This is a genomic window from Cupriavidus sp. HPC(L) (assembly GCF_000307735.3).
Lineage (GTDB): Bacteria > Pseudomonadota > Gammaproteobacteria > Burkholderiales > Burkholderiaceae > Cupriavidus.
Map to the genome: position 1 here is coordinate 1 of NZ_AMPR02000038.1, position 12,562 is coordinate 12,562.

Annotated in this window: 12 protein-coding genes and 2 pseudogenes; 7 read left to right on the forward strand and 7 right to left on the reverse strand. The window is 67.6% G+C overall.

All coding sequences use genetic code 11. The features are described 5' to 3' along the window. Positions 1-101 precede the first annotated feature (101 nt). The 3 genes and pseudogenes from B551_RS03765 to B551_RS03775 form a co-directional block, all read left to right on the forward strand. A pseudogene (locus tag B551_RS03765) lies at positions 102-357 on the forward strand (GIY-YIG nuclease family protein); the annotation flags it as partial. 225 nt (positions 358-582) lie between these two features. After that, the gene (locus B551_RS03770) at positions 583-2,058 is read left to right on the forward strand and encodes a DegQ family serine endoprotease (protein WP_006577864.1); all 1,476 of its coding nucleotides are present in this window, start codon (positions 583-585) and stop codon (positions 2,056-2,058) included. Positions 2,059-2,397: 339 nt separating this feature from the next. After that, the gene (locus B551_RS03775) at positions 2,398-2,715 is read left to right on the forward strand and encodes a hypothetical protein (protein ID WP_006577865.1); all 318 of its coding nucleotides are present in this window, start codon (positions 2,398-2,400) and stop codon (positions 2,713-2,715) included. A 27-nt stretch (positions 2,716-2,742) separates the two neighbouring features. Here the strand turns inward: B551_RS03775 and B551_RS27240 are convergent, their stop codons facing one another. Beyond that, entirely contained in the window at positions 2,743-2,868 is a 126-nt protein-coding gene (locus B551_RS27240) for a hypothetical protein (protein ID WP_023263502.1), read from the reverse strand. Positions 2,869-3,049: 181 nt separating this feature from the next. On the opposite strand from B551_RS27240, the gene B551_RS03780 reads away from it, so the two are divergent. Further along, on the forward strand, positions 3,050-3,901 hold the full coding sequence (locus tag B551_RS03780; protein WP_006577866.1) for a phytanoyl-CoA dioxygenase family protein: 852 nt from the start codon (positions 3,050-3,052) through the stop codon (positions 3,899-3,901). Between the two features lie 63 nt (positions 3,902-3,964). On the opposite strand, the gene B551_RS03785 is transcribed toward B551_RS03780, so the two are convergent. The 3 genes from B551_RS03785 to B551_RS03795 all read right to left on the reverse strand — a co-directional run bounded on the left by B551_RS03785 (position 3,965) and on the right by B551_RS03795 (position 7,517). Continuing rightward, the gene (locus B551_RS03785; RefSeq protein WP_006577867.1) at positions 3,965-4,822 is read right to left on the reverse strand and encodes an IclR family transcriptional regulator; all 858 of its coding nucleotides are present in this window, start codon (positions 4,820-4,822) and stop codon (positions 3,965-3,967) included. A gap of 162 nt (positions 4,823-4,984) precedes the next feature. Beyond that, positions 4,985-6,550, reverse strand: coding sequence for an MFS transporter (locus B551_RS03790; protein ID WP_253281321.1), 1,566 nt, complete (start codon positions 6,548-6,550; stop codon positions 4,985-4,987). Positions 6,551-6,710: 160 nt separating this feature from the next. Continuing rightward, the gene (locus tag B551_RS03795) at positions 6,711-7,517 is read right to left on the reverse strand and encodes a helix-turn-helix transcriptional regulator (RefSeq protein WP_043437221.1); all 807 of its coding nucleotides are present in this window, start codon (positions 7,515-7,517) and stop codon (positions 6,711-6,713) included. 97 nt (positions 7,518-7,614) lie between these two features. Here B551_RS03795 and B551_RS03800 point away from each other — a divergent pair, with 97 nt between their 5' ends. Beyond that, positions 7,615-9,069, forward strand: a complete 1,455-nt coding sequence (locus B551_RS03800) for an MFS transporter (RefSeq protein ID WP_006577870.1) — start codon at positions 7,615-7,617, stop codon at positions 9,067-9,069. 113 nt (positions 9,070-9,182) lie between these two features. Here B551_RS03800 and B551_RS03805 read toward each other — a convergent pair whose 3' ends face one another. Both B551_RS03805 and B551_RS03810 read right to left on the reverse strand, forming a co-directional pair. Beyond that, positions 9,183-9,461, reverse strand: a complete 279-nt coding sequence (locus B551_RS03805; RefSeq protein ID WP_006577871.1) for a hypothetical protein — start codon at positions 9,459-9,461, stop codon at positions 9,183-9,185. Between the two features lie 181 nt (positions 9,462-9,642). Further along, entirely contained in the window at positions 9,643-10,212 is a 570-nt protein-coding gene (locus B551_RS03810; protein WP_006577872.1) for a YggT family protein, read from the reverse strand. A gap of 204 nt (positions 10,213-10,416) precedes the next feature. Between B551_RS03810 and B551_RS03815 the strand changes: the two genes are divergently transcribed. Then, positions 10,417-10,869 (forward strand): MarR family winged helix-turn-helix transcriptional regulator, encoded by a 453-nt coding sequence (locus B551_RS03815; protein WP_006577873.1) that lies wholly within the window; start codon positions 10,417-10,419, stop codon positions 10,867-10,869. Positions 10,870-10,879: 10 nt separating this feature from the next. Here B551_RS03815 and B551_RS03820 read toward each other — a convergent pair whose 3' ends face one another. Then, positions 10,880-11,620 (reverse strand): dienelactone hydrolase family protein, encoded by a 741-nt coding sequence (locus B551_RS03820; protein WP_006577874.1) that lies wholly within the window; start codon positions 11,618-11,620, stop codon positions 10,880-10,882. A 236-nt stretch (positions 11,621-11,856) separates the two neighbouring features. Here B551_RS03820 and B551_RS03825 point away from each other — a divergent pair. Further along, a pseudogene (locus tag B551_RS03825) lies at positions 11,857-12,562 on the forward strand (hypothetical protein); the annotation flags it as partial.

The following is a 12,562-nucleotide window of genomic DNA, read 5'->3' on the forward strand; positions in this document are numbered from 1 at the left end:
CGGCGGGCCGAAATAGGGCGACTTCAGCAGCGCTTCCCCGCTTGCCGCAAGTGCCTCACAATGCCGGTTTCGCGACCGCGCCTCTCATCCTTTATCTGAAAGTGACCACGCCATCCGACCATTGCTGGTACCTGTACCTGCTCGAATGCGCCGATGGCAGCCTCTATACCGGCATCACCACCGATGTCGCACGCCGATTCGCGCAGCACCAGGCGGGCACGGGTGCCCGCTATACGCGCTCGCGCAAACCGATCGCGATCGCCGCGCAGCTGCGTTGTGCCGACCGGGCGGAAGCGTCACGGCTGGAAGCGCTGGTCAAGCGCCTGCACGTCGCGCGAAAACGAGAGCTGTGCGCCTTGCTGGAGCTGGACCAGGCCGACATGCCGGATTTGCTGGCGTGGCTTCGCGACGGCGGCCGTCCATCCACGGCCGCCGCGCCGCTTGAGGAAGCGTGATTTGTTGGTGAGCCGGGCCCGCACTTTCCTTCCCCCACTTTCCTTCCTTAAGGCTCGTTTAAGTCTCGGCCCCTAGCATGTCCTCGTCGCGCCCCCCGTGGGCGCCTGAATCAACGAGGAGAACCAGATGATTCGCCGAACTGTTGCTCGTACCGCCATCGCCATTGCCGCCGTGGGCGTGCTGGCAGGCGGGTACAACTATCTCCAGAAGGAAGCGGTGTCATCGAGCTATGCCGCCCCGACTCCGGTGGTCGCGCAGGTCAACGCCGCGCCGGGCCGCGCGATGGCAACGCCGACCGATTTCTCCGGCATCGTCGACCGTTACGGTCCGGCCGTCGTCAATATCAGCGTAACCGCACGCGCGCAGCGCACTGCGGCGCAGATGCCGCCGGGCATGGACCCCGACGATCCGATGTTCCAGTTCTTCAAGCGCTTTGGCATCCCGTTCCCCTATGGGCCGCAGCCGGACCAGCCGCAATTGGCGCGCGGGCTGGGCTCGGGCTTTATCGTCAGCCAGGACGGCATGATCCTGACCAACGCGCACGTCGTCGATGGCGCGCAGGAGGTCGTCGTCAAGCTGACCGATCGTCGGGAGTTCAAGGCCAGGGTGCTGGGCGTCGACAAGCAGACCGACATCGCGGTGATCAAGATCGATGCCAAGGACCTGCCGACCGTGCAGCTGGGTGACCCGTCCCAGGTTCGCGTCGGCGAGCCGGTCGTCGCGATCGGTTCGCCGTACGGCTTCGAAAACACCGTGACCGCCGGCATCGTCAGCGCGAAGTCGCGCGCGCTGCCTGACGATACCTATGTGCCGTTCATCCAGACCGACGTCGCGGTAAACCCCGGCAACTCGGGCGGCCCGCTGTTCAATCAGCGCGGCGAAGTGATCGGCATCAACTCGCAGATCTACAGCCGCACCGGCGGTTATCAGGGCCTGTCGTTCGCGATCCCCATCGACGTCGCCACCAAGGTTCAGCAGCAGCTGGTTGCGCATGGCAAGGTCACGCGCGGACGCCTGGGCATCGGCGTGCAGGAGGTCAACCAGGCGTTGGCGCAGTCGTTCGGCTTGCCGAAGCCGGCCGGTGCGCTGGTCAATACGGTCGAGCCGGATGGCCCGGCGGCGAAGGCGGGCCTGAAGCCCGGCGACGTCATCGTGCGGATCGGCGATGACACCGTCGACCGTTCGACCGACCTGCCGGAACACGTCGCCGATCTGAAACCCGGCACCGAAACGAAGCTGAAGGTCGTACGCGAGGGCAAGCCCATTACGCTGACCGTCAAGGTAGGCGCGGCCAACGAGCAGAGCGTCGCGCAAAAGAGCGATGGCGCCGAGTCTGGCGGCAAGCTTGGCCTCGCGGTGCGGCCGCTGTCGCCAGCGGAGCAGCGCGAGAGCGGCATCGCCGGCGGCCTGGTAGTCGAGGGCGCGTCGGGTCCCGCGGCACGCGTCGGCATTCAACCCGGCGACGTGATCCTGGCCTTCAACGGCACGCCGATCAAATCGGTCGAGCAATTGCGCACGATGGTGTCGAAGGCCGGCAAGGAAGTAGCGCTGCTGGTGCAGCGTGACGACACGCAGCTGTTCGTGCCGATCGAACTGGGCTGATCGAACTGCTCTGACCGAAAGACGCGCAAGGCGTCGCGCACGGGCGATCGATAGACGATCGAGAAGCCCGGGCGCGACGCCATTTTTGTCAGTGCGCTGTCGCGCGCCAGCGTATACGAGGAGGTATACGCGCACGTATACGGCCCCGTATACCTGTCGTATACGCGCCGACGTCGACGGCAGGTATACGTATACGTACCCACCCCGAAATCGTTGCCCAGAGCGGTTTTCCGGGCTGCATAGCCACACAGGAACGCAATCACGGCGTATCATCTCGACTGCGATGCATGACGAGGCATCGGTGCCATCGTCTTGTGGACTCGATCGAAAAGGAAGTCTATGCAGTTGGATCTCACGCGTGCATCTACGGTGACGGCGACCGACCGGGCGCGGCGCATGCCGCGCGCGACGCCGTCGCCCCGTCGTCGCAAGAAGGTAGAGGTCACCTACTGGGAGCGCGGCTATCGTTCCCACTACTACCGCAACGAGCGCGGCGACAAGCTGGGCGAAGTACATCTGTCCGAGCGTGGCGAAGTGCCCGTGGTCTATCGCTGGGCGGCCGGCAACTATTCGGGCGCCGAAGGGTCGCTGGCGCACGCGCGCATGCGCGTCGAAGAGACCGTGGGCTTCGGCATGCGCCAGCTGCCGTTGTTCTGACGACGGCAACGCTGCCGGGCAACACCCTCACATCGACCGCAGCCTCTGCCGCGGTCCCGCGCGGCGCGCTCCATCGAGCCGGCGCTGCCACAGCATCGCCGCCGCGCACCGCGCCAGCAGCGCGATCGAGCGATACAGATCCTCGCACGCCATCAGCCTTGCCTATCGATGCAGCGGTCAGCGGGGCCGCGCGCTACGTCGGTTCTGCTTCGAGGCGCGCCGCGCGCGCTTCTGGCATCATCCGGTTATTCGCGCGCGAAACCGCCCCCTTCGCGCCTGGCTGAACCCGCGGCAAAGCCTGTTGCCTCGCCGCCTTGCCCGTCCCGCTGTCGCCATGACGACCCCTGCCGCTCCCCAACATCCCGATGCAATCGGCGACGCCGCCGCGCCGCCCGCCACGTCCTCATTCGATGCGCAGGAACTGGAGGCACTCGCCGCGGCGTTTCACCGCGACGGCTTCGTGGTGCTGCGTGGCCTGGCGGAGCCCGCCCTGTGCGATGCGATGGAGCGCGTGGCGCGAGCCCAGCTCGGCGCGGCGGTCGAGCCGGTCGAATACGAAGCCGAACTGGGTTATCCCGGGGCACCCCGCAGCCGCGACGCGGCGGGCGGAGCGACCGTGCGGCGCCTGCGCCAGGCCTACGATCGCGATCCGGTATTCCAGCAATGGGCGACCGACCCACGCGTGGCCACGCTGGTCACCGCGCTGCTGGGCGAGCCGGCGCAGCTGACGCTGGCCCACCATAACTGCGTGATGACCAAGCATCCGACCTATGGCAGCCAGACCGGCTGGCATCGGGACACGCGCTACTGGTCATTCGCCAGTCCGGAGCTGGTGACGGTGTGGCTGGCCCTGGGAAAAGAAGACGAGAGCAACGGCGCGCTGCGCGTGATACCCGGCTCGCATCGGGTCGCGCTGGAGCCTGGACAGCTCGATGCCGCGGAGTTCCTGGTGGACAGCCATCCGGCCAGCGCGGCGCTGCTGGCGGGCGCGACGCCGCTGTCATTGCAGCGTGGCGACGTGCTGTTCTTCGACAGCCGGCTGTTCCATAGCGCGGGGCAGAACCTGTCCGACGCGGTCAAGCTGTCGGTGGCCTTCGCCTATCTGGGACTGAGCAACCGGCCGCTGCCCGGCACGCGTTCGGCGCAGCACGGCATGGTGCAACTGCCCGCGCCGATGGCGAGCTGAAGCGCTGAATCTGAAGCGCTGAATCTGAAGCGCTGAATCTGAAGAAACGGGAAGGCGCAGGCGTCAGGTGCGCAGGCTGACCAGGTTGGTGATCTTCTCGGACGCTTCGAGCAGCGGCGGCAGGAAACGGCGCACCATCTCCTCGGCGCTGGTGCGGTTGGCCTGACCACTGATGTTCATTGCGGCGATGACCTGGCCGGCGCGATTACGGATCGGCGCCGACAGCGACACCAGTCCTTCCTCGAGCTCCTGATCGTTCTGCGCCCATCCCTGTGCGCGGATGCGCGCGATGATCGCCTTCAGTTCGTCGATATCGGTGACCGTGCGCTGCGTGCGCTTGCGCAGATCGCTGGCGTGCAGCACGCGGTCGAGTTCCTGGTCGGACAGTCCAGCCAGCAGCACGCGGCCCATCGATGAGCAATAGGCGGGCAGCCGGCTGCCGATCGACAGATTGATCGTCATGATCTTGCGCGCGGGCACGCGCAGCACGTAGACGATTTCCGTCCCGTCCAGTACCGATACCGAGCAGCTTTCATGGACCTGCTGCGACAGCGCCTCCATGATCGGCTCGGCCAGGTTCCAGAACGGCATCGAGGTCAGATAGGCGAAGCCGAGGTCGAGGATCTTCGGCGTCAGCCGGAACAGCCGGCCGTCCGCCTCGACATAGCCCAGGCCCACCAGCGTCAACAGGATGCGGCGGGCGCCGGCCCGGGTCAGCCCGCTGGCCTGCGCGATTTCCGTCAGGGTCTGGGCCGGACGCTGGGCGTTGAAGGCGCGGATCACCGACAGCCCGCGCGCGAAGGACTGGACGTAGCTGTCGCTGGGCTTCTCGGCCGCGGTGCCGGCGTTGCCGGTGCTGCCCTGCGCTTCGGCGGCGGACGGCTGGGAATCCTGGGAATCGTTCGGGGCGTGGCTGGCCATCGAGGTATACGGCTGGATGCCGAATGCGCACGGAAAGGCCGAAAGAGTAGTGGAAAAGGCCGCAAACCGCCAGAGGGGCATGCCGCAATGCCCCGTTGTGCCGCAGACCGCGGTGGGTTCGCGCCCGGCAGCGCCCGAGGCCTGGCGCCGCGGGTGCCACGCTCAGCGGAAACTCTTCTGTACCAGCACGAAGCCCGCGATCAGCATGCAGACCAGCGCGAAGCCGTGCAGCAGATCCATGCCGGCCAGCAGCGTGGCCTGGCGGTCCACCTCCTGCGAGAGCCGCGCCAGATCGAAGCTGGAGAGCCCGCCGCCCTGCTGCAGCGCGGGCTCGAAGCGCGTCACGTGCTCGACCAGATGGGTGCGGTGCGTGGCCGCGCCTTGCTGCATCCACATGCTGGCCAGCCCGGTGCCCGTGGCCGAGGCGATCTGCTTGCAGACGTTCTTGAACTGGTAGGCGTGGGCGAAGTCCTCGACCGGCAGATCGAGATAGGTCATCGAGGCGACCTGGATCATCAGCAGCACCGGCGTCAGTCCTTCGAGCAGCACCACCGGTACCAGCGCATAGTCGGGCGCACCCGGCATCAGCCGCTGCGACAGCAGCATCGCGGCGCAGGCGTAGACCACCAGGCCGGCCGCAATCACCCGCCGCTTGCGGAACACCATCGCCATGCACAACGTCAGCACGACCGCGCCGATTGCCGACACGGTGCCGCTGACCGACAGCAGCATGCTGGTGGTGCGGAAGGTCAGGCCCAGTCCGCTCTGCGTCAGCGTCGGCAGCAGGTAGGCCCAGATCGCCGACAGCAGGTAGTACAGCGTGTAGAAGCCCAGGCCATACAGATACCGCCGGCCGAGCAGCCGCGACGGATCGATCCACGGGTCCTGGTGGCGATGCAGCCGCCAGGCGCAGAACAGCAGCAGCGCCAGCCCGGCGGCGGCCATCAGCGGCATGTGCGGCGTGCTGAAGAAGCGCGTGTAGCGCATCTCCTGCAGCGTGTGCAGCAGCACCAGCGCGCCGGCGGCGGCGCTGAGCGCCGCGGGCCAGTCCAGCGTCGATACCGGCGGATGCGGGTCGCGCGGACCGCGGCGCGGGTAGGTCACCGCCACCAGTGCCAGCACCGGCAACGCGATCACGGCCTGGAACAGGAACACCGCGCGCCAGCCGATCTCGTCGAGGAAGATGCCGGTCAGCCACGGCGTCACCGCCAGCAGCCCGAACGATCCCAGCCCGAAGCGCAGCAGCAGCGGGGCGCGTTCGGTGGGCGCCGTCAGCAACTGCACGAGGATGCGCGAGGCCGCGAACAGGCCGCCGGCGCCCAGGCCCTCGACGGTCTTGCCGACGATCAGGCCGGTGGGGGAGCCGGCCTCCGCGCACAGGATCGCGCCGAGCACGAACACGACCAGCGACGCCATCGTGAAGCGCTTGTAGGTGATGCGCCGCGCGATCTGGTCGAGCAGCATGTTCATCAGCACGGCGGCCGCGGCATAGGCGCTGACCGCGTACAGGTAGTCGCTCGGCGTCGCATTGACGCCGCCCTGGATGTGCTGGCTCGCCACCGCCATCATCAGCGTCGACGAGAAGTCGAGCCCGGTGACCAGCCCTAGCGTCAGCCCGAATGCCGACAGCCGCAGCGGTCCCATCTCGGGGTGCGAGGCGAGGCGCAGCGAAGGTGTCGGGGAGGGATTTGGCGCGGGCAGGCCCGCCGGCAAAGGTTGGTGGGGCATGGGCGCCAGCTTAGCCGCGCACGCGTGCGCGAAAAACCGGCTGCGCTGGAAACTTCGTCCGGCTGTCGGAACAATCGGCGCCGCGCGCGCCCATGAAAAATGTCTGCAGGCGCAGGCCGCGAAAAGGGGGAGTCGTGTCGGTCGTACCGGATCGTTGCGATCAGCGACCGCCAGATGCGCCGTCATCCTGTTGCCGCGCATAAACCACCAGCCGCAGGTGCCGGTCTTCGTCAACCGTCAACGACGTATGCTCGAACGGCTCGGCCTGGCCGTCGACCACCAGCCTGCGCACGCCATTGCAGGGCGCATGAACATCGTGCTGCCGCCACCACGCCTTGAACTCTGGCGCCACCCGTTCCAGCTCGTCCACCAGTTCATGAATATCGGCTTCCTGCGAGGCGCGGGCGAAGTCGCGGCGGAAGCTCGACAACATCAGCGGAGCCTGTTCCTCCCATGCGTCGATGCGCGCGTGCAGCAGCGGATCGGTGAACAGCAGCCACAACAGGTTGCGCCGCTCGGGCGCATGCGTTGCAAAGCCGAAAAGCGCGTCGGCTGGCGCATTGAAGCCGAGCACGTCCCAGCGCAGGTTGAGTACGAAGGCAGGGTGCGGCAGGTCGTGCATCAAGCGTCGGACCAGCGGCGGCAGCGCGCACCAGGTCTTGCCCGGCTCGGCAGGCGGGCGTTCGTGGGCCAGCAGGAATAGGTGACGGCGCTCGGCGGCATCCAGTTTCAGTACCCGTGCCAGGTTGTCCAGAAAGGTCGCCGACACCCCTATGTCGCGTCCTTGTTCCAGCCATGTGTACCAGGTCAGCCCGACGCCAGCGAGCGCTGCGACTTCCTCGCGCCGCAGTCCCGGCGTGCGGCGACGGCCACCGCTGGGCAAGCCCAGGTCGACGGGCGAAAGGCGCTCGCGGCGCGCCCGCAGGAAGGCCGCCAGATCGGAGCGGGTTCGTTCCAAGCTTCGCATCGCTATCCCATTACTTTAAGTAATAGCATAAGCTGTTAAATTGTAATTGTTTAACGAGGATTCGAGAATGATTGCGTCTTTACTCGGGATACGCAAGATGAACTCGAATTCCTGCTTGGCGGCGCTGCCGGTGCGCGCCGTCAATGGCCCGCCGTGGCTCGGTTTGTCCGTTCTGCTGCTGGCCGGTTTCGTCACGATCTTCGACCTGTTCGTGGTCAATGTCGCCATCCCCAGCATGCAGGCCGGACTCGGCGCGAGTTTTGCGCAGATCGGTTTCATCGTGGCCGGCTACGAGCTGGCCTTCGGAATCCTGCTGATTACTGGCGGCCGGCTGGGCGACTGGTTCGGGCGACGGCGCTTGTTCATCGTCGGCATGGCGGGCTTCACCATGGCCTCGGCCTTGTGTGGCTTGGCCCCCGGCGCGGGATTCCTGATCGGCGCGCGGGTGTCGCAAGGGCTGGCGGCAGCCCTGCTGTTTCCACAGGTCTATGCGTCGATCCGCGTCAATTTCGACGGCGACGATAGCCGCCGCGCCTTCGGACTGCTGGGAATGACGCTGGGCCTGGCTGCCATCGCCGGGCAGGTGCTGGGTGGCTGGCTGGTGCATGCGGACCTGTTCGGGCTGGGCTGGCGCAGCATCTTCCTCATCAATGTTCCCATCGGGCTGTTTGCCATCGCGGCGGCACGCTACATCCCCGAATCTCGCGCGCCGCAACGACCGGCCCTGGACTGGACGGGCGTGGCGATGGTCAGCGCCGGGCTGGCGTTGCTGCTGGTGCCCCTGATCGAGGGGCCGGGCCAACGCTGGCCGGCCTGGAGCTTCTGGTCGCTGGGCGTAGCGGCAGCGCTGCTGGCGCTGTTCCATCGGCAGCAGGAGCAGCGGCGAAGGGCTGGCGGCTTGCCTCTGGTGGATATGCGGCTGCTGGCCCAACGCCGCTTCGCGCTGGGCGCGGTATTGGTGCTGCTGGTCTATTCCACGTCCAGTTCCTTCTTCTTGTGCTTCGCCTTGCTGGTGCAGACCGGGCTGGGCCTCGACCCCTTCGTGGCGGGCAGCATCTTCGCGCCGTGCAGCGTGGGTTTCGTGTTGGCGTCGCTTGCCGCGCCGCGGCTGGTGGCGCGCTGGGGAACGCGCGCCATCGTCGCGGGTGCGCCGGTCTACGCGGTCTCCATCGGACTGCTGATCGTGCAGGTGCGGATGGCGGGCGCGGAACTGGTGCCCGCGCGGCTGATTCCCGTGCTGGTCGTGGTCGGTGCGGGCCAGGGTTTCGTCATGACGCCACTGCTGAATCTGGTGCTGGGCTTCGTCGAGGAGGCACAGGCGGGGATGGCTTCGGGGTTGATCTCGACAGTGCAGCAGATCGGCGCGGCGTTGGGCGTGGCGGTGGTCGGCATCCTGTTCGGTGCGGCGCTGGCTGCCGATGAAGGCGTCGCCGCACAGGCTGGACAATATGCCTCGGCCTTCGTAACCGGGATGCTCTACAACCTCGGCGCGGCTCTGCTGGTCTGCGTGCTGTTGCTGATGCTGGCGAGAACCCAGCGGTCGGCAGGCTGACTGTATCGGCGTTTGGCGCAGTCCACAGGAATGCGGCACTGAAGTCATGGTGAAATGAAAAAACCGGCCCGCAGGCCGGTTTTCATTGGCACGCCGAAGGGCGCGCGAGGACGTCAGGCGCCCTGGCCGAAGCGATCGCGGTTGTCCGACACGTGGTCGGCGCGCGCGCCGTCCGTGTAGGCATCGACGCTGCGGGCGCCATCGGTGTAGGCGTCCACCGTGCGGGCGCCGTCGGTGTACGGGTCGGCCTTGCCGACGTGCATCGAGGCGCCTTCGAGACGCAGCACGTCGCGCTCGAGCGTGGTGGCGTGCAGCGCGGTGGCGGACAGGGACAGGCCGGCGGCGCAGAGCAGCGCGAAGGCCAGGCGACGGGGTTGTGCAAGAGTCTTCATGGTTTTTTTCCTTTGATCAAAGCCGTGTGGCCGGCGTCAGCCGACCACACCGCCCGAATCTACGCCCGTCGTTGGCGTGGAAAAAGAGGCTCTGCAGCAACACACTGTTCAGGCATGCGGACAATGGCCGCGAACCATCGTCTGGACAACACCGCGCTGGCGGCAGCGGGACAAGCGGGGTTCAGAGCAGATGCCGCAGGCCGAACAGGTTGACGCTCAGTCCGGCGATCACCATCAGCAGCACCTGCGCGAGGATGAACAGCACCAGCGGCGAGATATCGAAGCCGCCCAGGCGCGGGATCACGCGGCGGATCGGATCGAGCAGCGGATCGGTCAGCTGCTGGATCACCGGGGTGATCGGCGAATGCGGATTGACCCAGGACAGGATCGCCATCAGCAGCGTGACCCACATCACCAGGCTGATGCCCCACTTGAGCACGTTGAGCACCGCGATGCCGAGCACGGCGGGCAGCAGGCCGAACGGACTGCCGGCGGTCAGTCCGATCACCGCGAGCAGGAACACCACGGCGGTCAGCCAGGCCGCGACAACGGTGGCCCAGTCGATGCCGCCGACGCCGGGAATGATCCGCCGCAGCGGCCGTACCAGCCAGTCGGTGACCTGGAACACCGCATGCGAGATCGGATTGCGCGCGGGCAAGCGCGTCAGTTGCATCCACAGCCGCAGCAGCAGCGCCATGCCGAAGAGCGTGAAAACGGTGTCGAGCAGAAAGATGGCGATTTGCGAGAGCATCGGATTTCCGTGGTCGTGACGCAGGTGTCTGCGGACGCACAGATTCTGCCATACCCGCAATGCCCCGCGTAGCGCAACGGTGGCCCCGGCCGCAGAGGCGTGCCGGTGCGCCGCGCCGTGTCTGGCCGCCTTGCCGCGCACCTATAATGACGGCCGACTCCAGATTGCGGCCGCGCTGCCACGCCGGCCGCGCCATCGCACGCCATGAATCAGCCCCGTTCCCCGAGCGCCGCCGAGCTTGCCAAGCAGGACTTCGAGGCGCTGTCCGACTTCCGCTACCAGCTGCGGCGCTTCATGCGTTTCTCCGAAGACGCCGTGCGCGAGGAGGGCCTGACCGTGCAGCAGTATCTGTTGCTGCTGCATATCCGCGGCTTTCCCGGGCGCGACTGGGCCTCGATCGGCGAACTGGCCGAGCGGCTGCAGGCCAAGCAGCACGGCGTGGTCGCGCTGGTCAATCGCTGCGAGGCGGCCGGGCTGGTCAAGCGCAAGACCAACGCGGCCGACCGCCGCGTGGTCCAGGTCCATCTCCAGCCCAAGGGCGAGCGTTGCCTGAACCGGCTGGCGCTGCTGCATCGAAGCGAACTCGAATCGCTGCGCCACACGTTCCGCATCGCGCGCCTGACCGCCTTCAACGACGACGGCGTGTCGCGCGGCTAGGGCACGCGCGTCAGGCCGGCTGCGCCAGCGCCTGCGCGAGGAAGGTCAGTGCGCGGCCGTGGGCCAGCACCGCCGACGGCTGGTGATAGGAGCCGCGGGCCCAGCAATTGAAGCCGTGATCGGCGCCCGGATACACGTGGACCTCGGCGCGCGGATTGCCGGCCATCGCTGCGCGCACCTGTTCGACCGCCTCGGGCGGAATATTGGCGTCGCGCTCCCCATAGTGGAACTGGATCGGGACGCGCACGGAGCCGGCCTGGTCCAGGCGGCGCTGGATTCCGCCGCCGTAGTAGGGCACCGCCGCGTCGACCAGACCGCGCGCCGCGCTCAGATACGCCAGCAGACCGCCGAAGCAGTAGCCGACCGCGGCGATCCGGCCGTCCGGCCCGATCTGCGCGCGCAGCGCCTGCGCCGTCAGCGCGATGTCGTCGACGATGACATCGGGATCGGTGGCCTTGTACAGCGCCATCGCGCGTTCCTTGTCGGCGCCCACATAGCCGAGCTCGATGCGCTGCGCCTCGCGCCAGAAGATGTCCGGCGCCATCACGACGTATCCATCGAGCGCGTATTGGTCCGCCACCGCGCGGATATGTTCGTTGACGCCGAAGATCTCCTGGATCAGCACGATGCCTGGTGTGCCGGGGCGCGTGCCGCCGGGCGGCAGGCTCAGGTAGGCATCGAACGCATGCGGGTCGGTGCCGACGCGGATCCAGCGGCGCAGCGTATCGTTTGCGGACAGGGTTGCGGTCATCGTTTCCTCCATCGGTAGGGCGCACAGGGTAAGGCAAGCCGCGCGAGCTTGCCAAGGGCGCACGGTCGGCCGCAGCCCCATCGAGGACGCTGCCCACATTGCATGTAGGCGGATTCCGACAAGCGCCGGGGCCGGCGGCGGACGGCGGTTCCGTGCAGGGCTTGCCATACTGCTGGCGGAGGTCCGCCGGACATCCTGGTCCCGCTGCGCCTCCTTTCGTTTCCGCAGGGATGCCGATGACCGCTGAAGACGCGCCTGAAGACCGGCATGGTGCAGCCGGCGTAGCGAGGACGGAGCGCCGCGATGGCGCACCGCCTGCCGGCGCCGGCCATCGCGCGCCTGACGCCACCACCGCGCGGCTGCTGCAGCCGGGCCGCAACTGCTGGCGCATCGAACGCGCGTCGCGCTTCGCCATGCTGGTCGATGGCGACGAGTACTTCCGCGCGCTGCGCTCGGCGCTGACCCATGCGGAACACACGGTCTTCATCCTCGGCTGGGACATCGACAGCCGCTTCGAACTGGTGCCCGGCGGCGCCGACGACGGCTTTCCGCGCGGGCTGCGCGATTTCCTCGACGCGCTGGTGCGGCGCCGCCGCCGGCTGCGCATCTACGTGCTCAGCTGGGACTTCGCGATGGTCTACGCGATGGAGCGGGAATGGCTGCCGGCGGTCAAGCTGGACTGGCAGACCCATCGCCGGCTGTCGTTCCGGCTCGACGCCCGCCATCCGGTGGGTGCCTCGCATCATCAGAAGGTGGTCGTGATCGACCACAGCCTGGCCTTCGTCGGCGGACTGGATCTGACGCGGTGCCGCTGGGACACACCCTCGCATGCGCTGCAGGACCCGCGCCGTGTCGACCCGGACGGCAAGCCCTATGGGCCGTTCCACGACGTGCAGGCCGTGGTCGAGGGCGACGTGGCGCGCGCCCTTGGCGAGATGGCCG

Excerpts from the sequence above, each read along its gene's own strand:
- B551_RS03800 (WP_006577870.1), top strand. The coding sequence starts at position 7,615 with ATGAACTCGAATTCCTGCTTGGCGGCGCTGCCGGTGCGCGCCGTCAAT.
- B551_RS27240 (WP_023263502.1), bottom strand. The coding sequence starts at position 2,868 with ATGGCGTGCGAGGATCTGTATCGCTCGATCGCGCTGCTGGCGCGGTGC.
- B551_RS03795 (WP_043437221.1), bottom strand. The coding sequence starts at position 7,517 with ATGCGAAGCTTGGAACGAACCCGCTCCGATCTGGCGGCCTTCCTGCGG.
- B551_RS03770 (WP_006577864.1), top strand. The coding sequence starts at position 583 with ATGATTCGCCGAACTGTTGCTCGTACCGCCATCGCCATTGCCGCCGTG.
- B551_RS03790 (WP_253281321.1), bottom strand. The coding sequence starts at position 6,550 with ATGCCCCACCAACCTTTGCCGGCGGGCCTGCCCGCGCCAAATCCCTCC.
- B551_RS03820 (WP_006577874.1), bottom strand. The coding sequence starts at position 11,620 with ATGACCGCAACCCTGTCCGCAAACGATACGCTGCGCCGCTGGATCCGC.
- B551_RS03815 (WP_006577873.1), top strand. The coding sequence starts at position 10,417 with ATGAATCAGCCCCGTTCCCCGAGCGCCGCCGAGCTTGCCAAGCAGGAC.
- B551_RS03775 (WP_006577865.1), top strand. The coding sequence starts at position 2,398 with ATGCAGTTGGATCTCACGCGTGCATCTACGGTGACGGCGACCGACCGG.
- B551_RS03780 (WP_006577866.1), top strand. The coding sequence starts at position 3,050 with ATGACGACCCCTGCCGCTCCCCAACATCCCGATGCAATCGGCGACGCC.
- B551_RS03805 (WP_006577871.1), bottom strand. The coding sequence starts at position 9,461 with ATGAAGACTCTTGCACAACCCCGTCGCCTGGCCTTCGCGCTGCTCTGC.
- B551_RS03810 (WP_006577872.1), bottom strand. The coding sequence starts at position 10,212 with ATGCTCTCGCAAATCGCCATCTTTCTGCTCGACACCGTTTTCACGCTC.
- B551_RS03785 (WP_006577867.1), bottom strand. The coding sequence starts at position 4,822 with ATGGCCAGCCACGCCCCGAACGATTCCCAGGATTCCCAGCCGTCCGCC.